This is a genomic window from Celeribacter sp. PS-C1 (assembly GCF_019429625.1).
Taxonomy (GTDB): domain Bacteria; phylum Pseudomonadota; class Alphaproteobacteria; order Rhodobacterales; family Rhodobacteraceae; genus Celeribacter.
Genome location: NZ_JAHXRW010000006.1, coordinates 176,191 through 196,243, shown reverse-complemented (window position 1 = coordinate 196,243; position 20,053 = coordinate 176,191). Strand labels below are relative to the sequence as shown.

Annotated in this window: 25 protein-coding genes and 1 tRNA gene; 15 read left to right on the top strand and 11 right to left on the bottom strand. The window is 58.8% G+C overall.

The annotated features are described in order from the left end of the window. The first annotated feature begins 23 nt into the window (after positions 1-23). Entirely contained in the window at positions 24-863 is an 840-nt protein-coding gene (locus J5Y17_RS11125; protein WP_219785322.1) for a glycosyl hydrolase, read from the top strand. 117 nt (positions 864-980) lie between these two features. Next, positions 981-1,068: transfer RNA gene (locus tag J5Y17_RS11120), tRNA-Leu, on the top strand. A gap of 128 nt (positions 1,069-1,196) precedes the next feature. On the opposite strand, the gene metG is transcribed toward J5Y17_RS11120, so the two are convergent. Beyond that, complete coding sequence (gene metG, locus J5Y17_RS11115; protein ID WP_219785321.1) at positions 1,197-2,915, bottom strand: methionine--tRNA ligase; 1,719 nt, start codon at positions 2,913-2,915, stop codon at positions 1,197-1,199. Between the two features lie 193 nt (positions 2,916-3,108). Here metG and J5Y17_RS11110 point away from each other — a divergent pair, with 193 nt between their 5' ends. From J5Y17_RS11110 to J5Y17_RS11095, 4 genes are all read left to right on the top strand, one after another. Beyond that, entirely contained in the window at positions 3,109-4,152 is a 1,044-nt protein-coding gene (locus J5Y17_RS11110) for an aldo/keto reductase (RefSeq protein WP_219785320.1), read from the top strand. 12 nt (positions 4,153-4,164) lie between these two features. After that, the gene (locus J5Y17_RS11105) at positions 4,165-4,518 is read left to right on the top strand and encodes a hypothetical protein (protein ID WP_219785319.1); all 354 of its coding nucleotides are present in this window, start codon (positions 4,165-4,167) and stop codon (positions 4,516-4,518) included. Next, positions 4,506-5,006, top strand: a complete 501-nt coding sequence (locus tag J5Y17_RS11100; protein WP_219785318.1) for a lipocalin family protein — start codon at positions 4,506-4,508, stop codon at positions 5,004-5,006. Before J5Y17_RS11105 ends, J5Y17_RS11100 begins: the two co-directional genes overlap by 13 nt. Before the next feature lie 113 nt (positions 5,007-5,119). Then, on the top strand, positions 5,120-6,478 hold the full coding sequence (locus J5Y17_RS11095) for an MATE family efflux transporter (protein ID WP_219785317.1): 1,359 nt from the start codon (positions 5,120-5,122) through the stop codon (positions 6,476-6,478). Between the two features lie 3 nt (positions 6,479-6,481). Here the strand turns inward: J5Y17_RS11095 and J5Y17_RS11090 are convergent, their stop codons facing one another. Then, positions 6,482-6,886 carry a hypothetical protein gene (locus J5Y17_RS11090; protein WP_219785316.1) on the bottom strand — a complete coding sequence of 135 codons (405 nt, stop codon included), beginning with the start codon at positions 6,884-6,886 and terminating at the stop codon, positions 6,482-6,484. Continuing rightward, complete coding sequence (locus J5Y17_RS11085) at positions 6,883-8,085, bottom strand: pyridoxal phosphate-dependent aminotransferase (RefSeq protein ID WP_219785315.1); 1,203 nt, start codon at positions 8,083-8,085, stop codon at positions 6,883-6,885. Before J5Y17_RS11085 ends, J5Y17_RS11090 begins: the two co-directional genes overlap by 4 nt. A 122-nt stretch (positions 8,086-8,207) precedes the next feature. On the opposite strand from J5Y17_RS11085, the gene J5Y17_RS11080 reads away from it, so the two are divergent. After that, complete coding sequence (locus tag J5Y17_RS11080) at positions 8,208-8,486, top strand: succinate dehydrogenase assembly factor 2 (protein ID WP_219785314.1); 279 nt, start codon at positions 8,208-8,210, stop codon at positions 8,484-8,486. 160 nt (positions 8,487-8,646) lie between these two features. Then, entirely contained in the window at positions 8,647-9,144 is a 498-nt protein-coding gene (locus tag J5Y17_RS11075; protein WP_219785313.1) for a MarR family winged helix-turn-helix transcriptional regulator, read from the top strand. Between the two features lie 90 nt (positions 9,145-9,234). Here the strand turns inward: J5Y17_RS11075 and J5Y17_RS11070 are convergent, their stop codons facing one another. Then, positions 9,235-9,657, bottom strand: a complete 423-nt coding sequence (locus J5Y17_RS11070) for a VOC family protein (protein WP_219785312.1) — start codon at positions 9,655-9,657, stop codon at positions 9,235-9,237. A gap of 143 nt (positions 9,658-9,800) precedes the next feature. Here J5Y17_RS11070 and J5Y17_RS11065 point away from each other — a divergent pair, with 143 nt between their 5' ends. From J5Y17_RS11065 to J5Y17_RS11050, 4 genes are all read left to right on the top strand, one after another. Further along, a complete protein-coding gene (locus tag J5Y17_RS11065; RefSeq protein WP_370628923.1) occupies positions 9,801-10,595 on the top strand; it encodes a thymidylate synthase in 795 nt (264 codons plus the stop codon). Between the two features lie 12 nt (positions 10,596-10,607). Further along, a complete protein-coding gene (locus J5Y17_RS11060; RefSeq protein ID WP_219785311.1) occupies positions 10,608-11,081 on the top strand; it encodes a dihydrofolate reductase in 474 nt (157 codons plus the stop codon). A 134-nt stretch (positions 11,082-11,215) separates the two neighbouring features. Next, on the top strand, positions 11,216-11,518 hold the full coding sequence (locus J5Y17_RS11055) for a hypothetical protein (RefSeq protein WP_219785310.1): 303 nt from the start codon (positions 11,216-11,218) through the stop codon (positions 11,516-11,518). A gap of 64 nt (positions 11,519-11,582) precedes the next feature. Further along, positions 11,583-11,909, top strand: a complete 327-nt coding sequence (locus J5Y17_RS11050; RefSeq protein WP_219785309.1) for a hypothetical protein — start codon at positions 11,583-11,585, stop codon at positions 11,907-11,909. Between the two features lie 3 nt (positions 11,910-11,912). Here J5Y17_RS11050 and J5Y17_RS11045 read toward each other — a convergent pair whose 3' ends face one another. Together J5Y17_RS11045 and J5Y17_RS11040 are read right to left on the bottom strand one after the other, a co-directional pair. Continuing rightward, positions 11,913-12,551 (bottom strand): GDSL-type esterase/lipase family protein, encoded by a 639-nt coding sequence (locus J5Y17_RS11045; protein ID WP_219785308.1) that lies wholly within the window; start codon positions 12,549-12,551, stop codon positions 11,913-11,915. Between the two features lie 70 nt (positions 12,552-12,621). Further along, complete coding sequence (locus J5Y17_RS11040; RefSeq protein WP_167601962.1) at positions 12,622-12,828, bottom strand: cold-shock protein; 207 nt, start codon at positions 12,826-12,828, stop codon at positions 12,622-12,624. 231 nt (positions 12,829-13,059) lie between these two features. Between J5Y17_RS11040 and J5Y17_RS11035 the strand changes: the two genes are divergently transcribed. Continuing rightward, entirely contained in the window at positions 13,060-13,371 is a 312-nt protein-coding gene (locus J5Y17_RS11035) for an arsenate reductase family protein (RefSeq protein WP_219785307.1), read from the top strand. Between the two features lie 52 nt (positions 13,372-13,423). Then, a complete protein-coding gene (locus tag J5Y17_RS11030; RefSeq protein WP_219785306.1) occupies positions 13,424-13,792 on the top strand; it encodes a hypothetical protein in 369 nt (122 codons plus the stop codon). Here the strand turns inward: J5Y17_RS11030 and J5Y17_RS11025 are convergent. The 5 genes from J5Y17_RS11025 to thrS form a co-directional block, all read right to left on the bottom strand. Continuing rightward, positions 13,789-14,325, bottom strand: a complete 537-nt coding sequence (locus tag J5Y17_RS11025; RefSeq protein ID WP_219785305.1) for a DoxX family membrane protein — start codon at positions 14,323-14,325, stop codon at positions 13,789-13,791. The two genes, J5Y17_RS11030 and J5Y17_RS11025, sit on opposite strands and share 4 nt — an antisense overlap. Next, a complete protein-coding gene (locus J5Y17_RS11020; RefSeq protein WP_219785304.1) occupies positions 14,318-15,052 on the bottom strand; it encodes a DNA-binding domain-containing protein in 735 nt (244 codons plus the stop codon). Before J5Y17_RS11020 ends, J5Y17_RS11025 begins: the two co-directional genes overlap by 8 nt. After that, positions 15,049-15,909: a DUF692 domain-containing protein gene (locus J5Y17_RS11015; RefSeq protein WP_219785303.1), complete on the bottom strand. Its 861-nt coding sequence runs from the start codon at positions 15,907-15,909 to the stop codon at positions 15,049-15,051. Before J5Y17_RS11015 ends, J5Y17_RS11020 begins: the two co-directional genes overlap by 4 nt. Positions 15,910-15,978: 69 nt before the next feature. Continuing rightward, entirely contained in the window at positions 15,979-16,284 is a 306-nt protein-coding gene (locus J5Y17_RS11010; protein WP_219785302.1) for a DUF2282 domain-containing protein, read from the bottom strand. Between the two features lie 350 nt (positions 16,285-16,634). Then, complete coding sequence (gene thrS, locus J5Y17_RS11005) at positions 16,635-18,581, bottom strand: threonine--tRNA ligase (RefSeq protein ID WP_219785301.1); 1,947 nt, start codon at positions 18,579-18,581, stop codon at positions 16,635-16,637. A gap of 111 nt (positions 18,582-18,692) precedes the next feature. On the opposite strand from thrS, the gene J5Y17_RS11000 reads away from it, so the two are divergent. After that, positions 18,693-20,018: an MFS transporter gene (locus tag J5Y17_RS11000; protein ID WP_219785300.1), complete on the top strand. Its 1,326-nt coding sequence runs from the start codon at positions 18,693-18,695 to the stop codon at positions 20,016-20,018. The last annotated feature ends 35 nt before the right edge of the window (positions 20,019-20,053 follow it).

Here is a 20,053-nt window from a genome sequence, read left to right as displayed (position 1 = left end):
TCGGAAAAAATGACGAGGCTTCGATGCGTAATCTCTTCATATTGGCGGCCCTCATGCTCATGCCCTCAGGACTTTTCGCAGATAAGGCCGGTGTTGGCGCGTGGGAGAACAGCAGCAACTCCATGTTGCGCTGGATCGAAGAGGCGCCGGCGCTTGATTGGTATTACACATGGCGCCCGACGCAGATGTGGTCGCAAAGCCGATCGCGCCGTTCGGTCGAATTCGTGCCGATGATCCGTGATGCGTCTGACGTGAATAAAAAGATCGTCTCCGAGTTGCCGGTGCGCGCTCTTTTGGGATTCAACGAACCGGATTCGCGCAAAAGCGAGGGCAGCAATATCTCCGTCGAGCAGGCCGTCGCCCTCTGGCCCAAACTCGAAGCCCGTGGGTTGCGTCTTGGCAGCCCGGCGGTGACACAGGGGCAGACGCTTGGCAAAAACTCGTGGCAGGGGCGCTTTATGGCGCAGGCTGAGGCGAAAGGCCTGCGCGTCGACTTCATGGCGGTGCATTACTATTCCACCAATGGCAATGTGAAAGACTTTGAAAACTGGCTGCGTAAGGTGCACGCCGAATATAAGCGCCCGATCTGGGTCACGGAATTTGCCTTTATTGATTGGGAAAACGTGCGGGGCGTCAGCTACACGCAAAACGCCGCCTTCGCCGAATCCGCGATCCTGATGATGGAGCGTTTGCCCTTCGTCGAACGCCATGCCTGGTTCGCCGCCAATCCCTATCCCTATGGCGGGGCCAAGCCGCAGATCAATCTGGTTTCCAACACCTTACAGCCGACCCCTGTGGGTGTCGCCTTCGACCGCACGCTCAGCCGCATTGGCGCACGGCGCGTGGCGTCCAACACCGAGTGAGCCCTTCGCGGCTTTCTGGTTGGAAATCGACTTGTAACCGCCGATACATCCTGTAACTGTCCGTCCTGACATGTTTCTTGAGGCTGATCCCGGAAAAAGGGCTTCGCCGATGAATTGGCCCGCGTGGTGGAATGGTAGACACAGAGGACTTAAAATCCTTAGGCCGTAACTGGCCGTGCCGGTTCGAGTCCGGCCGCGGGTACCAATGACGCTTTGCGTCAGAAAACTACCAAATATCTGAAAACAGCGACACGCGACGGCGTCTCCTGGACATGAAAAGGCCCTCCGCGGGGGGAGGGCCTCGTCACATTCGATCATGGTCGCGGAGGAGCCTTAGCTCCGGGTGCCCGCGAATTTTTCCTGCCATTCTTCGCGCTGCTCGTCAGCGATTTTGCCAAAAAGATTGTCCGGCACAGCGAAAGCATGACCCGGTTTCAAGGCGTCAAGCGCACCTGCCACGTCTTCCGGCCAATCGAGATCCGGCAGCGCCAGAGCGGTTTGCAGCTTGCCTGCCGTGTCCGGGATGAAGGGGGCGGAGAGGCGCGCGTAAAGGCCGATCAGGTTGAGGCCCAGACGGACCTGCGCCGCCGCCTTTTCCGGGTCTTCCTTAAAGGTGGACCACGGTGCGGCCGATTGCAGGTATTCGTTGCCCGCGACCCAGATGGCCCGCAAAGCGTTGGCGCCTTTGCGCACGTCGATGGCGTCCATATGGGACTGATATTCAACGACTTTTGCGGTCAGGTCGGCAATCAACGCCGCTTCCTGTTCGCCATACTCACCGCCCTCAGGCACCGCTTCGGAGAATTTCGAGCGGCAGAATTTGGTGATGCGGGAGACGAAGTTGCCCAGCACGTCGGCGAGGTCTTTGTTCACGGATTGCTGGAAGTTTTCCCAAGTGAACTCGGAGTCCGAGCTTTCGGGGGCATGGCTCAATAGCCACCAACGCCAGTAGTCGGACGGCAGGATCGAGAGCGCCTGATCCATGAACACGCCGCGGCCGCGCGAGGTGGAGAACTGCCCGCCGTCATAGTTCAGATAGTTGAAGCTTTTGATGTAATCGACCATCTTCCATGGCTCGCCCGCGCCGAGCATGGTGACCGGGAAGGAGAGGGTGTGGAAAGGCACGTTGTCCTTGCCCATGAATTGCACATATCGAACATCGTCCGCACCTTTGTCCGTGCGCCACCAGCGTTCCCAAGCCTCATCGTCCAAGCCCTGTTTCGCGGCCCATTCGGCGCCACAGGCGATGTATTCGATCGGGGCGTCGAACCAGACGTAGAACACCTTGCCGTCCATGCCATTCCAAGGCGCGCCTTCGAATTGCACCGGCACGCCCCAGCTCAGGTCGCGGGTGATGCCGCGGTCCTGCAGGCCATCGCCGTCGTTGAGCCATTTCTTGGCAATCGAGGTGGTGAGCACCGGCCAGTCGGTCTTGCTGTCGATCCACTCATTGAGGGAATCGCGCATGTCCGACTGTTTCAGATAGAGGTGTTTCGTGACGCGCTGTTCCAGATCGGTCGCGCCCGAAATCGTCGAATGCGGCTCGATGAGATCGGTCGGGTCGAGCTGTTTCGTGCAGTTGTCGCACTGGTCGCCCCGCGCGGAATCATAGCCACAGTTTGGGCATGTGCCTTCGATATAACGGTCCGGCAAGAAGCGCCCGTCGGTTTCCGAATAGATCTGCGTCTCTTCTACGACTTCGATCAGACCTGCTTCGTAAAGTTTGGTCGCGAGGTGCTGGGTCAGCTCATGGTTCGGCTGCGAGGAGGACCGCCCGAAATGGTCAAAGGACAGGCGGAAGCCTGACGCAATCTCGGCCTGAATGTCGTGCAGCTCGGTGCAATATTCCGCGACCGGCTTCCCGGCCTTTTGTGCCGCAATTTCTGCGGGTGTGCCGTGCTCATCGGTGGCGCAGAGGAACAGAACCTCATCGCCACGCGCGCGGCGGTAGCGGGCATAGAGATCGGCAGGCAACTGAGAGCCGACGAGATTGCCGAGGTGCTTGATGCCGTTGATATAGGGCAGGGCGGATGTGATAAGCGTGCGTGCCATGAGGAGAGTGGTCCGGTCGGTTACATATGTCTTGGGGCTTTCCTATCGCGCTTGTGGGCAAAGGGCCAGAGGGCATAGGGTTTCCGGACCAAGTGAGGTCCTGGCTGTGCGGAAAAACCTGTGCGCTCGGGGTTGCTCTGCGGGCCAGCAGAGCTAGTGTATGCGACAACTCACAAAGAGACAGGATCCTTTCATGAAAATGCGCAAAATTGGTCGCAGCGACCTTTTGGTATCGGACATTTGCCTCGGCTCCATGACTTGGGGCAGCCAGAACACCGAAGCAGAAGCCCACGCCCAGATCGATCGGGCCAAAGAGGTCGGCGTCAATTTCATCGATACCGCCGAAATGTATCCGGTGAACCCCGTGCGCAAGGAAACCGCAGGCGATACCGAAGAGATCATCGGGCAATATTTCGCGGCGCGTGGCGGGCGCGAGGATTGGGTGATCGCGTCGAAAATCGCGGGGCCGGGCAATATCAATGAAGAGGGCATTCTGCCCAGCAACCTCGAGGCGCGGCTGGACGCGAGCCTGAAACGGTTGAAGACCGATTATGTCGACCTTTATCAATTCCACTGGCCGAACCGTGGCTCTTACGCCTTCCGCCAGAACTGGCATTACAATCCTTCAAAACAGCCGTCTAAAGCCGAAATCGAGGACAACATGCGTGGCGTGCTCGAGGAGATGACGCGATTGCAGAAAGCCGGCAAGGTGCGCGAATTCGGGACCTCGAACGAGAGCGCTTGGGGCATGGCGATGTGGCTCAAGCTGGCCGAGGAAATGGGCGCGCCGCGGATGCAGTCGATCCAGAACGAATATTCCATGATGTGCCGCCTGTATGACCTCGATCTGGCCGAGCTGGCGGTGCATGAAGACATAACGCTTTTGGCATATTCTCCTCTGGCTGCCGGGCTTTTGACCGGTAAATACGAGGGCGGCACGGTGGTGCCGAAGGGCTCGCGGATGGATCTCAACGGTGATCTTGGCGGGCGGACCAAAAGCGATCGTGTCTGGCCGGCAGAGCGCGCCTATGTGGCGCTGGCGGCAGAGAACGGGTTTGATCCGACGACGATGGCGGTGGCCTGGACGCTGGCGCGCCCGTTCGACTGTATGCCGATCATCGGCGCGACCTCTGTCGATCAACTTGAGAAATCTCTCGACGCCCGCGATGTGACTTTGCCCGAAGATCTGTTGAAAGAGATCGAAAAGCTGCACAAACTGCATGCGATGCCGTTCTAAGGATCCTGCGTGATGCGCCAGATTTTGATGGGCCTCTTGGTCTGTGTAAGCCTCGCGGCCTGTCAGGGCGAGGAGACGGAAACCTCGCCGGGCTACGGGCTTGCGGGGTTTGATCCCAATGCGGTCCAGACCCAAAAAACGGCCTGCGAAGCGCGTGGGGGCAAGTTTCAGCCCGGCGGGCTGGGTGGGTTCATGACCTGTTTTGTGACGCCGAAGGATGCGGGTCAGCGCTGCACAAAGTCGACGGATTGCTCGACGGGCAATTGCCTCGCACGTTCTCAAAGCTGCGCGCCGATCACGCCGCTTTTTGGCTGTAACGAAATGCTGGACGCCGAAGGGCGTAGGGTGAGCCTGTGCGTGGACTGATCGCTGCTGTGTCTCTTGTCGTTCTGTCAGGCTGTCTGGCGCCGGAGGCCTCTGAACCTGTGACACGCAATGCTGATGCCTCGATGTCCTCCATCGCGGCACTTGATCCGGTGCGGTTTTCCGGTCGCTGGTATGAGGTCGCGGCCTTCGTGCCCGAGGGCAAATCCTGCGTCATCGGGGCGGTGACGTTCACGGCGCAGAAGTCCGGTGACCTGATGGTGACCGAGGGGCCTTGTGCCGATGGTCAACCGACGCGCGGTCTGGCGCGCAAGGTGGGGCCGGGGCGCTATGCCTTCAAAGGCGACGAGATCTGGGTGCTCTGGGTCGACGCGGAATACCACACGGCGGTGATTGGCTACCCATTGGGGCCAGCGCATGTTTTGTCGCGTGATCTGAGCCTGCCGTCGGACCGCAAGCTGGCGGTTGAGGGCATTTTGGAATGGAATGGCTACGATGTCGGGCTGTTGCGTCCGGCGCGGCGGCGCTGATCGTCAGATAAGCCTTTCAGATATGAGCGGAAATCCCCTCTTCACAGATGGTGATGGGGGGATGCAGAATTTTTGACTAGGCGGTTTGAAAAATCCCGCCTATAGGCCGTGCCATGACGATGGAACGCACATATCTTGAGCACGCCAAGAAAACTCTGGTGTTGGGGCTGCCTTTGGCGGGCAGTCAGATCGCACAATTTGCGGTCCATATGACCGATGTGATCATGATGGGGTGGTATGGGCTCGATGAGTTGGCCGCGCTTGTTCTGGCTTCGGGGTTCTGGTTCATCCTCTTTATTCTATTGGCGGGCTTTGCCTTTGCGGTGATGCCGCTCGTTGCCACCGCCTCGGGGCAGGGGGACAGCACCACGGTGCGCCGCGCGACCCGGATGGCGATCTGGCTGTCGGTGTTGGCGGCCGTGCTGATCTACCCGATCTTTGGCTTTTCCGACGACATTCTCATGGCGCTGGGCCAACAGCCGCATATCGCGGCCCAAGCTCGCCCCTATCTGGCCATCGCCGGGATTGAAATGATCCCCGCGCTGATCGTCGCCGTCTTTCGTAGCTATTTCTCCGCGCTTGAGCGCACCCGCGTGGTGCTTTTTGCGGTGATCGGGGCGGTGATCCTGAACGCCGGACTGAACTATATGTTTATCTTCGGTAATCTGGGCGCGCCGGAATTGGGCGTTATGGGGTCGGCGATCGCCTCTCTGATCGTCAACTTTACAATGTTGGCGGTGCTGGCGGTCTATGCTGCGAAGGCGACGCCGGAGAATGATCTATTCCGCAACCCGTTCAAGCCCGATTGGGCGATGTTTGCCACAGTGTTCAAGATGGGCGTGCCGATTGGCATCACCTCTCTGTCTGAGGTTGGCCTCTTCAATGCTGCCGCCCTCATGATGGGCTGGATCGGCACAGCGACACTTGCGGCGCATGGCATCGTGCTTCAGCTTACGGCGATTGCCTTTATGACCCAGATCGGCCTGTCACAGGCCGGGACGATCCGTGTGGGCAACGCCATGGGGCGCGGCGACGAGGCTGATATGCGCAAGGGCGCTTTGGTCGTCGTTGTGCTGTCGCTGATCATGGCGGCGCTGTCTGCGGCGCTGTTTCTGTTGCTGCCGGATCTTCTGATCGGGTTGTTCATCGCTCCGGACGAGCCGGCGCGCGATGAGGTTTTGGCCATCGGCGGTGTGCTGATCTTCTTCGCGGCGGCGATGCAATTCTCTGACGGCGGTCAGGTCGTGGCATTGTCCTTGCTCCGAGGCCTGCATGACACGGCGGTGCCGATGTGGCTCGCGGCGATCAGCTATTGGGTGCTCGGCATGCCTGCGGGCTACATCTTTGGCTTCGTGCTGGGGTGGGGCGCAGAGGGCGTCTGGATGGGCTTTTTGTTCGGTCTGACTGCGGCGTGGGTGATGATGAGCTATCGCTTCTGGGCGCAAAAAGCGCGGCTGTCGCGCGTAGCGTAAGTCTCAGTCTTTCCCCAGCAAACGGTCAGCCTTTTTGCGCACTAAAACGGTGCGCAGGTCATGCATCGCCAGCAAAAGCGCATCGGTGACGTTTTCCAATTGCTCATCCGTGGCGCGCGTCTGGGCCCAATGCGCCGTCAGGTTCAGGTAGTCCACAGCGCGGTGAATGTCGTCGATGTCGCGTTGGGCCAGAAGCGCGACGCGTTCGGCCAGCCAGTCTTCGATGACCTTTAGATCCTCCGGCGACAACTCGCGCCCGCCATGCGGTTTGATCTCCCCGTTTTTGACGTTCACCACAGCGATCTGATCCATCTCGATCCGGCGCTGACGGTTTTCTGTGTCCACGCGGAACACAAACGCGCCGTTCTCACGGACGCGGAAGTAATATTCGGGGAGATCGACGCTCATTTCAGCCCTTTGCAAAAGGCCTGAATGCGGGTGCAGGCTTCTTTGAGGGTCTCGTCCGAGGTGGCGTAGGACACGCGGAAGTTCGGCGATAGGCCAAAGGCCGCCCCAAAGACCACGGCGACACCGTTTTCTTCGAGCAAAGCGGTCGCGAACTCTTCGTCGTTGGTGATCTGCGCACCACCTGCCGAGGTCTTACCCAGACAGCCGGAGATGTCCGGATAGACGTAGAAGGCGCCCTCGGGCGTTGGGCAGGTGATGCCCTCCGCCGCGTTCAGCATCTCAACCACCAGATTGCGACGACGCACAAAGGCCTCGTTGTTCTCTGCGATGAAGTCCTGCGGGCCATTGAGTGCCTCGATGGCGGCATATTGCGAGATTGAACAGGGGTTCGAGGTCGATTGTGACTGTACCTTGCGCATTGCGGCAATGAGTTCCACCGGACCCGCCGCATAGCCGATCCGCCAGCCGGTCATCGCATAGGCTTTGGAGACGCCGTTCACGGTCAACGTGCGCTCGTAGAGACCCGGCTCGATCTCGGCAGGGGTGCAGAATTCGAACCCGTCAAAGGCGAGGTGTTCATACATATCGTCCGACATCACCCAGACATGAGGATGTTTCATAAGCACATCGGTGAGCGCCTTCAGTTCCGCTTTTGAATAGCCTGCGCCCGTCGGGTTCGAGGGCGAGTTGAAGATGAACCATTTGGTTTTCGGCGTAATCGCGGCGTCAAGCTGCTCCGCTGTGATTTTAAAGGCGTTTTCAAGCTTGCCTTCGATCGCGACCGGCGTGCCGCCTGCGAGTAAGACCATATCCGGATAGGACACCCAATAAGGCGCCGGGATGATCACCTCATCGCCGGGGTTCAGCGTCGCGACCAGCGCGTTGAACAGCACCTGCTTGCCGCCGCCAGACACAGAGACTTGGGCGGGTGTGTAGTCGAGGTTGTTGTCGCGTTTGAACTTGGCGCAGATCGCGGCTTTGAGTGCCGGCATGCCATCGACGGCGGTGTATTTCGTCTTGCCCTCTTCGATGGCGCGAATGCCCGCCGCCTTAATGTTGGCGGGCGTGTCGAAATCCGGCTCGCCTGCGCCCAGCCCGATCACATCCTTACCCGCGTCCTTGAGTTCGCTCGCCTTATTGGTCACGGCGATGGTGGGCGACGGTTTTACACGGGAGAGGGTCTCGGAAAGAAAAGGCATGGGATGAGTCCATTTGCGTTAGATCGTCGTAGTGATAGCGTCAAAAACCGCCCCGCGCCAAGACGTCCCTTGCGATAATCCTGTACCCGGTGCAAAAAGCGCGTGATCAAAGGGAGTTTGCCATGACAGAGACCATCGACATTCGCCGCAAGCGTCTGAAAATTCGTGCCTGGCGGCGTGGGATCAAGGAGATGGACCTTTTGATTGGCGGCTATGCCGATGCGCATCTGTCGATGATGGATGAGGCGCAGCTTGATGAATTCGAGCAGCTGATGGATGAGCATGATCAGGATCTTCTGTCCTATGCGACTGGGCTGAAGCCTGTGCCGGAGCACCTGAAGCCGATGCTCGACAAGGTGATCGCGGATGCGGATCACGCGTCATGGGGCGTGAAAGGCTAAGAAGGCCCACAAAGGTTACCAAACCCTTGTCATATCCTGCGCTCTCGTCAGGCAATTTTTCGATCAATTTGCTTCGATTGCAAAAATCTCAGCTGTTTAACCGAATTTTGGGAAATTACGGTCAATCTGCTCTGTGAAAAAGCCATTGGCGGAGTAACAGATGAGTATGCATTCAGCATTCGTAAAGCCGGTAGAGACCCCGTTTATGTCTCAATATCTTGAGGCCTTGTCCCTCGTGGAGCGGCTTCATCGCTTGCTTCTAGATGTGATCAAGGACGAATTCGAACGGGTTGGCATTCTCGAGATCAACGCGGTTCAGGCACTTTTGCTGTTTAACGTGGGCGAGAATGAGGTGACCGCCGGTGAATTGAAAACGCGTGGGTATTATCAGGGCTCGAACGTGTCCTATAACCTCAAGAAACTCGTCGATATGGGCTATATGCACCACCAACGCTGTGAGATTGACCGTCGCTCTGTGCGTGTCAAGCTGACCGATAAAGGCAACCATGTGCGTGTGACTGTCGCCGATCTCTTCGCGCGCCATGCCGAGGGTTTGCAGGGCAAAGGTGTAATTTCTTCCGAAGGGATTGAGGACATCAACACCGCGTTGCGCCGGGTCGAGCGGTATTGGGCGGATCAGATTCGCTACATTTATTAAGATATTTAACGATCCCCATGATGGAAAACGCCTCCCTGCAGAGGGAGGCGTTCCACGTTTCAATAGGGTCGCTGGCTCGTCGTCTTTGGATTACCAATGCCCTGTGTTTTCCATCGAGGCCCAAGGCTCGGCAGGGGCAAGGCTTTCGCCTTTCTGCAACAATTCGACAGACACATTGTCCGGCGAACGCACAAAGGCCATATGTCCGTCACGCGGCGGACGGTTGATCACCACGCCCGCGTCCATCAGCTTTTGGCACAGCGCGTAAATGTCCTCGACCTCATAGGCCAGATGCCCGAAATGTCGGCTGTCAGAAGGAAGGCCCTCGTCGCCGTCCCAATTGTAGGTCAGTTCCACCGGGCATTCAGGCTGGCCCTCGGGCGCCATGAAGATCAGCGAAAAACGCCCACCCTCATGGTCGATCCGTTTGGTTTCTTTGAGCCCCAAAAGCTCGAAAAACGCCATGGTTTTTTCCAGATCCTTCACCCGGACCATCGTGTGCAGATAGCGCATGCGGCTTCCTCCTGTCATTGTCTTGCCTGAACTCTAGCTTTTCTCGGGGCGAATTCCATGTTTTGTCCTCTTCCTGCTTGGCGAACCCCCTTTGCATTTGTATGACTGGACTCTCTGACGCCACTACATCTTGGGGGATGCCCGTGCAGCAATACCATGATCAGCTGAAAACCATCCTAGCTCTCGGGGTCGACACCACCGACCGCACAGGTACGGGGACGCGATCCTATTTCGGTCTTCAGGCACGCTATGACTTGGTCGATGGCTTCCCGATGGTGACCACGAAAAAGCTGCATCTGCGCTCTATCATCCACGAACTTCTGTGGTTTCTTTCCGGCGACACCAACATTCGATACCTGAAAGAGAACGGCGTTTCGATCTGGGACGAATGGGCCGATGAGAATGGCGATCTTGGTCCGGTCTACGGCGCGCAATGGCGCAAATGGCCAGGGCATGAGCGTGGACCCATTGATCAGATCGAGAACCTGCTGGCCGCGATCCGCAAATCTCCCGATTCCCGCCGCCTCATTGTCTCCGCCTGGAACCCGGCGGAGGTCGATAATATGGCACTGCCACCCTGTCACACGCTGTGGCAGGTGAAAATCCTCGGCGGCAAGCTACATCTGCAACTCTACCAACGCTCCGCCGACATGTTCCTCGGCGTGCCGTTCAACATCGCCTCCTACGCGCTTCTGCTCGCGATGCTGGCGCAGGTCACGGGCTATGAACCGGGCACCTTCGTGCATTCCATCGGTGACGCGCATATCTACACCAACCACATGGAGCAGGTGGATCTGCAACTGTCACGCACGCCGAAGGCGTTGCCGACATTGCGTCTCAACCCTGATGTGAAGAGCCTGTTTGATTTTAAGTATGAGGACATCGAAATCCTCGACTACGACCCCGACCCGGCGATCAAAGCGCCGGTGGCCGTGTAAGGACCCGCACAGATGATTACGCTTATCGCCGCCCGTGACCGCAACGGGGCCATTGGCAAGGACAACACCATCCCGTGGGAGGCGCCGGAGGATCTGAAATTCTTCATGCGCGAAACCATGGGGGGCGCGGTGATCATGGGACGGCATACTTGGGACAGTCTGCCATTCAAGCCATTGAAAAACCGCCTCAACCTTGTGGTGTCGCGGCAGGGCGTCGATCACGAACATGTCTTTGAGACGGTAGAAGACGCCATCGCTTTCGCCCAATCCGAAGGCCGCGCGCGCATCTATGCGATGGGGGGCTTCCGGATCTACGAGGCGATGCTGCCATTGGCCGATCGGCTGGTGATCACCGAGGTCGATACAGAGGTCGAAGGCGCAGACACATGGTTCCCGACGTTCGATCCCAAGGACTGGCGAGAAGTGTCCCGTGTTGTGCTCCGCGAGGATGCGCCGCGCTGCGAGGTTGTGGAGTGGATGCGCTAAGTCGCACCAATGCGCAGAATGGGGCGTGATTGTTTCTTTCTTGTTAACAATTATTCCGTCTTCGCCTCCAATCCTTGCTGCACATCTGGCCCGGAGGTATCCTTGACAAACAAGTCGTGTCAGGAGTTCGAGCCATGTGGAAGTCAGCCATCGCCGCCCTCGTCGTGACACTGGGCGCAAGCTCGGTTTTTGCCGCGGAGACGCAGCCCTACGATCCTTCGGTCAAGCTTTTCGCCTATGAAAAACAGGTGGATAACTTCTGCCCGTCAGGCACGCAGCCGATCCGCTACGAGGGCATGATCTCTTGTGGAATACCCAACGCAACCGGCTACGGCGAGGCGCCCGTTGTGCGTCGAAGCCCTGCGCCCACCGCGCAGGCGACCGGTCCGAAATCGCCCATTTATCAGCCCGACACGATCTACATGTCGGGAAACTAAACGGGATCTGCATTGGCGCAGAGATTTCATAGGGTGGTTGTCATATCTGTGTTACATTAGGGGCATGACCACCAGACGCACAGCTTTTCTCTGTTTCCTCTTCGCGGTTTCGATAACCGGTGTTTCGGGCGTGCAGGCTCAAAGCCTGATCGGCGACGTCCTTTGCGGCACCAAAGAGGACATTCATACGAAACTCACCCGCCAATTCGGCGCGGTCAAAACAGGAGCCGGACTGCGTGGCCCTGAGGCGGTGATGGAGATTTGGACCAATCCCAAATCCGGAGACTGGACCCTTGTGCAAACCTATGTCGAGGGTAACAGCTGCATCGTCGCTATGGGCGAATATTGGGAAGACCTCGTGCCGACGGACACACCGGAGACCGCCGGCTGAGCTTCAGTCCTCCGCAATTTCCGACAGGATAAAGGCGGCGAAGGCCTGACCCAAGGTCTCATGGGCTGCGGCGTCAAAATGCACGCCGTCCAGATCAGAGACGGAAATCACCTCATTGGCATCAAAGACGGCCACGTCGCGGGCGTCGGCCTCTGCACGCATGGCGTCCTGAACCGCCTGCGCTTTGTCCGCTGCGCCGATATAGGTCTCAGCCAGGCAGCCCGCTGCATGAGGGCGGGGCGGCAGGATGAGGAAGGGCTCGAACCCACCGTGGCGGGACTGCATCTCTTCGGACAGTGCGACGTCGAGGTGAAAGGCACAGGCGGCAGCGATCTCTGCGGGGGAGGCTTCGAAATGCGCCTTGAGATCGTTGGTGCCCAGCATGATCGTCAAGGCATCAATCGGCCCGTGGCTTTCAAGCGCGGTGAACAGCCCGATCCGCCCATCCATATGCGGACCCATTTCGGGATCGGGAAAGGCAAAGGTGCGCCCCGGCAACCCCTCTTCGATCACGTCCCATCCCAGAACTTCGGCCATCACCACCGGCCATCGGCGGGTAAGGCGCGGCAAGTCGGTGGGCCGCGTGATCATCGGCTGAACGCCATGGGTGTTGCTGTCGCCGAAGGTCAGGATCAAAGGCATCGGGATCTCCAAAAAGAAAAGCGGCCCCGAGACTGCGCCCGGAACCGCTGACTTTCAAGATCGAAAAGCTTTAAAGCGCGACAAGTTCAGAGGCGGATGCGCGACCGTCGCGACCTTCACGAAGTTCGTAGCCGATCTTCATGTTGTCTGCGAGGCCGGTCATGCCGGCGCGCTCGACCGCGGAAATGTGCACAAACACATCCTTGCCGCCATCGTCAGGTGCAATAAAGCCGTAGCCTTTGGTGGTGTTGAACCATTTCACGGTGCCAGTGGGCATAGTCCGTATCTCCTTATCGTTTCATCCGCCGCAACGTGCGACGGGCCGGTGCAGCCAGGTCTTCCAAGTCTTCCTGCTGCCCCGTAAAAAGGAGCGGTCGTTCGAAAGTCAGCAGTCACGCTTTTGAGTGTGCAACACATCCGTATAAAGGCAAGCGACAAAATCGTAACACATGGCCAAGTGCCGAAATTTGGGCAAAATGCCACCAAAACCGCCAGTGAGGAGAGAGAAATGACTGTGATTTACGGGATCAAGACCTGTGATACATGCCGAAAAGCGGTGAAGTCTCTGGGTGTTGAGTTGACCGATATTCGCGCAGAACCTCTGTCCAATGAGCAACTTGAGCGATTCTATGCGGTGTTTGGTGAGGCTTTGGTGAACACGCGCTCGACCACCTGGCGCGGGCTCTCGGAGGAAGAGCGCACCCGCGCGCCGCTCGATCTTTTGACGGATCACCCGACGCTGATGAAGCGACCGGTGATCGAAAAAGACGGCCAGCTTTATCTCGGCTGGGGCAAAGATGTGCAGGCAGCCCTTCTTTAAACGCGGCTCCACATGTCTTATGTGCAAGCGACAGGTGTAAAGGAGAGCGAAGATGCGCAACGCGGCGCTTGTGCTTGGAATTTTGGGCGGCGTGCTCGCCATGTTTGTGGGATTTTTCAGCTTTGGCTATACCGAGGCGATCGATCGCTGGGGCGAGGTCGAAGGGTTGTTCGAACAGGTTGCGAATGTTGATCTGATCCGGGCGGCGAGCTTTCTGGCCCCGATCCTCGCCATCGCAGGTGGCGCCATGGCCCACGCCCGCGCCCTTTGGGGCGGTGTTCTGATGTGGGCCGCGTCGGGGCTGATCTATGTCGGCTTTGGCTTCAACGTCTTTACCATGTTCCCCTTGGGCTTTTGCGTGTTGGGCGGTTTGTTGGCACTGGCGGCGGGCAAACCGGACGAGGCCAAGGCGCATTTTTAACGGTGTTTCAGGCGGTTGAAAATGAGCCGATCCAATGAGGCCCAACCTCCGCCAAGGCCCACAAGCGTAAGCAAGACCATCCCCCAAAGCGCGCGTTGATCGAGGATCAGCGCGTCTGAATGCCGGTCGAACAGCGCGCCAATGCTCGCCATGTCGAGACCATGCCCGATCACATCGGTGAGGCTTTGCACGAGGACAAAGCCGATCATGCCCAGTGCGGCCAGCCGGGTCGCGAGCCCTAATGTGATGAGCAAAGGCAGTAGGAATTCGGCGTAGGCTCCCGCCATGATCACCAGCCATTCAAAAGCACCAAAGCCCGAAATGTCATAGCCTGCCGCCTCCATTTTTCGCGGGAAAATCTGGGCATAGGCGTTGAAGGACGGGGTCAGCGGTCCCTCCAATTTGGTCAACGCCGAGGCCCAGAAATAGCGCAGCAACACGGCGGCGAATGTGAGACGCGCCAGCAGAGGCAGGGCGTTCATGGCCACAGCGTTGGTCTGGGCGAGCTTGGTCGAACATAGATCTTTAAACATCGTGATCCCCCTCCAGAATGTCGATGATGGCGCCGCCTTTCAAAAGCGTGCCGAGAAACTGCGAAAGATCGAGCTCTGTAGGCGCAAGCTCGGCGGCATTCGCGAGCGCCATGCCGTTCCGCAGCGCATCAAGCACGGCGATGGTGCCGTGAGGGAAGGCCGTGGCGACGGGGTCATAGCCCGGGCGGGTGATCAGAACATCCTCCGCCCCGCCGGATGGCCTGTCGCCGTCCAAGGTAAAGCGGCGCAATTGCGTGACGGGATAGGTGCTCGCGAGCCAGATCACCGTGGGCGCGAGCACCACTTGGCGGGTGAACAACAAGGGATCAGAAAACTCCGCCGCCGGCACCGGGCGCGTGTCGGCGGCATGATAACTTTGGCGAAGCGCAAATTCGAGGCGCGCCACATCGGCGAGATAGGGCAAACGGGAGGCCGGAGCAAAGCCCTCGATAAATTCTGCGAAATCATCGCCATAGAGTGGCAGGATTGGCGTTTTTGGTGCATGTGCGCGGACGTAGTCTCCCGTCATCGCCTCGAAAAATGCGTCTCCGACGAGAGATTTGACCGCGGGGTAGGAGGCGGCGATGGCTTCTTTCAATCCGACGATGATGTTGTTGCGATAGACGTCAAAGCGCCTCTGTGCAGGGGCGCCAGAGGGGGTGATAAGCCCTGCCGGAATAGGGGCATCAGGCGCAAGCGCGGCTTGGATGAACTCTTGCTGTTTCATACCAGCACCTGTTCAAGACGGAGCGCTGCGCGGGCGGCCTCAGAGGCCAGCACGTCCCATTCGGGCACATCCGTGTCCCATTCGATGAGTGTCGGCTTCGGCCCGCCGGTGGCCAGCGCGTAGGTGTAAAGATGCCAAACCGGATCGGCGACCTCGCGACCGTGGCTGTCGATCAAAAGCGGCGCGCCGTCTTCGTCCTGATCCTCATCATGACCGCCAAGGTGGATTTCCCCCACGGCCTCATGCGGAAAGGCGTCGATATAGTCATGGGCGTCAATCCGCAGGTTGTTGGCGGAGACGAAAACATTGTTCACATCGAGCAAAAGCCCGCAGCCGGTGCGCTTGACCACAGCGCGCAGGAACTCGACCTCGCCATAGGTGCTTTCGGCGAAGGCCAGATAGGAGGACGGATTTTCCAACAGCATCTGCCGCCCCAAACGGTCCTGCACCTCGTCGATATGATCGCACACACGGGCGAGGGTTTTGGCGGTATAGGGCAGGGGTAAGAGGTCGTTGAAATAAGCCGTGTCATGCGTTGACCAGGCGAGATGTTCCGAGAAAGAGGCGGGGCTGATCTCGTCGATGAGATGTTTCAGCCGGGCGAGGTGATCCGGGTCCAGACGGCCCTCGCCGCCAATAGAAAGCCCCACACCATGCACGGAAATCGGAAAGCGATCTGAGAGCGCGCGCAGCTGCGCCATCGGACGTCCGCCGGCCGCGCCTTTTTCCCCCATGTAGTTTTCTGCATGGATTTCGAGCCATTTTACCGGGTGATCCCCCTCGGAAATGTTTGAAAAGTGCTTGGATTTATATCCCACGCCGACGCCCATCGGCAGCTGTTTTGTCTGGTCCAACATCGAAGCCTCCTACAGGTTTGCGAAAATTGGCCCGGCACATGTGGTCCGTCACGCGCCGGGCCAAACCGGTTAGCTGTCCATCGGCAGGTCGCGGTCAAGCGCTTCGAGCGAGCCCATGCGCGCTGTGCCGTCCATCATGGCCGGAAGTTCGATGTCGGCGCAGGTGCCAGCAGGCACCAGCGTCCAGGCGTTGCCTTGGTAGTCGACCTTCGAGGTGCCGGCACAGGTCGTACCCGGACCTGCCGCGCAGCCGTTCTCACCGGCCAGTGCCACGCCGAAGCATTTTTCCTGCTCTTGGGCAGAGGCGGCGTTCGCGATGGAGAGGGCGGCGGTCATTGCGCCCAGAAGCGCGAGGGTTTTGGATTGAGTGCTCATTGGGTGTGTCTCCCGTTGGTTTCATGCGTTTCCGCCGTCAGTGGCGGTGAACACAGATTGGCCGACTGAGGCGGTCACAGGCCATTCACGGGGGCGTCACCTGACGCGTGTGTCAGGGTTTGAAACAAACGGGTTTGTGAATTGATCCGATGGCGAAACTGGTCCGCGACGCCCGAATTCAAACTCTCGAATTTTTCCGAGGTTGCTATTTTGAGCGTATACTCAAGTATTTGTCGGCCAAAATCCGCCGCTGTCCGCCTGTAACAATCCTCACGCAAAAAGCGATATTGCGTGTGCCGCAATGCAAAAGGCCCCCAAAGCGGGGCCTTTTCGTTTCGGAAGTGTCTGAATTATTTCAAGTCTGGCGCGAGAGCGGCGTCTTTCAGCTCAGCCACGATGTCCAAAAGTGACATCATAGCGGTCTGTTTTTCACCCAAACGGCGCACTGAGACGGTCTTGTCCTCGACCTCGCGGGCACCCACAGCCAGAATCACCGGCACTTTGGCAAGGCTGTGTTCGCGGACCTTATAGTTGATCTTCTCGTTGCGAATGTCGGCCTCGGCGCGCACTCCGGCGGCTTTGAGGGCGGCCACGACCTCGGCGGCGTAGTCATCCGCCTCGGAGACGATGGTGGTCACAACGACCTGACGGGGCGCGAGCCAGAAGGGCAGTTTGCCCGCGTGCTCTTCGATCAGAATGCCGATAAAGCGCTCGAAAGAGCCCACAACGGCGCGGTGCAACATGATCGGGCGGTGTTTCGCCCCGTCCTGACCGATGTAGCTGGCGTCCAGACGCTCCGGCAGGTTCGGGTCCACTTGCAGCGTGCCACATTGCCATTCGCGGCCAATCGCGTCGGTCAGCACGAATTCAAGCTTCGGTCCGTAAAACGCCCCTTCGCCTTCTTGAATCTCATAGTCGTAACCGGCGGCCTTACAGGCGTTGCCCAGAGACTCCTCGGAGTGATCCCAGCTTTCTTCCGAACCGATACGTTTCTCGGGACGGGTCGAAAGTTTGATCGACCAGTCGTTGAACCCGAGATCGGCGTAGATTTTCGCAAGAAACTCGATGAACTTCTTGGTCTCCGCTTCGATGTGCTTCTCTTCACAGAAGATATGCGCGTCGTCCTGAGTGAAGCCGCGCACGCGCATGATGCCGTGCAGTGCGCCCGAGGGTTCATAGCGGTTGCACGAGCCAAATTCGGCCATACGCAGCGGCAGGTCGCGGTAGGATTTCAAACCCTGATTGAAAACCTGCACGTGACAGGGGCAGTTCATCGGTTTCAGCGCGTTGACGGTCTTCTCGCGGGCATGGTCCTCGTCCACTTCGACGATGAACATGTTTTCCTGATAGTTGTCCCAATGCCCCGAGGCTTCCCAGAGCTTGCGGTTCACCACCTGCGGCGTGTTCACCTCGACATAGCCGTCACGATCCTGTTGGCGGCGCATGTAGTCCTGCAACGTGGTGTAGATTTTCCAGCCGTTCGGATGCCAGAAAATCTGTCCCGGGGCCTCTTCCTGCATGTGGAACAGGTCCATTTCCTTGCCCAGCTTGCGGTGATCGCGCTTGGCGGCCTCTTCCATCATCAGTTCCCAGGCCTTCAGATCCTTGCGGTTCTTGAAGGCCACGCCATAGATGCGCTGCAACATCGGGCGCGAGCTGTCGCCCAGCCAATAGGCGCCCGCCACATGGGTCAGTTTGAAGGCATCCGCAGGCACTTGGCCGGTGTGTTGCAAATGCGGACCGCGGCAGAGATCCTGCCAGTCGCCATGCCAATACATCCGCAAATCCTCACCCTCGGGAATGCGGTTCACCAGTTCGACTTTGAACGGCTCATTGCGGGCGTTGTAATAATCAATCGCCTCGTCACGGCCCCACACTTCGGTCTTCACCGGCTCGCGGGCGTTGATGATGTCCTTCATCTTCGCTTCGATCGCCCCCAAATCTTCGGGCGTGAACGGCTCTTCGCGGTCGAAGTCATAGAACCAGCCGTTGTCACGCACCGGGCCGATGGTCACTTTGACATCGGGCCAAAGCTCTTGCACCGCGCGCGCCATGATATGCGCAAGGTCATGCCGGATCAGTTCAAGTGCGGGGGCGTCGTCTTGCATGGTGTGAATGGCGATTTGGGCGTCCGCGTTGATCGGCCACTGGAGGTCCCAGTGCTGACCGTTGACGGACGCGGAGATCGCTTTCTTCGCAAGGCTGTTCGAAATGCTTGCGGCCACATCGGCAGGGGTCACGCCAGCATCAAACTCGCGGGAATTGCCATCGGGGAATGTGAGAGAAATCGGTGCCATATTGTGGCTCTCCTCGTCGGTTTGGCGCCTACCAAGCGCCCGGTTGCGGGTATGTGTGTTTGCCCTATGTCTTCGTTTGAATGTGTAAAGTCAATGTGAAAGGTTTCCCAAATGTCTCTTTCCGAGCGTCTGTTTCGCACCCTGAGCGGGGCACAACTGCGAGACGCAGACGCGCAAGACACGGCCAATGGTCTGAGCGATCAGGCGACGCAAGCCGAACCCACAAATTTCCTGTGCCATGTCGGCGCTTTGTCGATGACCAAATCCGCCGATGGGCTGTTCGATCCGAAACTTGTCCTGTCATGGTTGATGTCGCATCTGGGCGCACCCGCCGCGCTCATCGGGCTTTTGGTGCCGATCCGTGAGGCGGGCGCTTTGTTGCCCCAGCTTTTCACCGCGCCCCGCATTCACCGCATGGCGCAACGCAAATGGGCTTGGGCGCTGGCTTGTCTGGGGCAGGGGATAGCGGCGGCTGCCCTCGTGCTCATTGGTCTGACGCTTTCAGGTTGGGCGGCGGGCCTCGCGGCCTGTGTTGCCGTCGCCTTTCTGGCGGTGTCCCGCTCCGTGGCCTCGGTCAGTTACAAAGACATCCTTGGCAAAACTATCGCCAAGACCCGGCGCGGTGCGGTCACTGGCGCTGCGAGCTCTGTGTCCTCGATTGTGGTCGTGGCTTTCGCGCTCTTGCTCATTTTCTTCCCTGTCGACCGCTATGCTTTGGTCCTTGGCGCGCTGGCCCTCGCAGCGGTGCTTTGGGGGCTGGCCTTTGTGATCTTTTCCACTCTGCGCGAGAAAAAGGACCCCGGAGAAGGTCGGGACAAAGTACTGGCCCAGCTCAAGCTCCTCAAAGAGAAGCCCATGCTGCGCCGGTTTATCTATGCACGCGGGCTTTTGACCGGCACGGCACTGGCCCCGCCCTATCTGATCGTCCTGGGCGCGGAGGCGGGCAATGGCACGTTTGAGGCCTTGGGGGCTTCCGTTCTTGCCTCCGCACTTGCGTCTTTTCTGTCGTCTTACGTTTGGGGACGGTTGGCGGATCGCTCGTCGAAAACCGTTCTGGCGCTTTCCGGCCTCTTCGGGGCTGCCGCACTTGTGCTTGGCGTTGCTCTTGATTTCATGGGGCTCTCCGCGACCTCTTGGGCCATACCATTGTCGCTATTCCTGCTCATGATCTGCTATCACGGCGTGCGTCAGGGTCGCTCCACCTACCTTGTCGATCTCGCGCCCGAAGACCAGCGCACGGCCTACACCGCGGTTGCCAACACGGTGATCGGCGTGATCCTTTTGGGGTCGGGTGTCATTGGCGCCGCGGCATCGGCCATCGGTCCGCATGCCGCCCTTTTGACCTTTGCGGGTCTGGCGTTTGCGGGCGCTGCAGTGGCTTTCCGTCTCGAAGAGGTCGAAAAGGGCTTTACGCTCTTCGCCATGGAAAAAGACTGATGCGCGATTGATTGCAAACCTTCGGCAGGACCGAT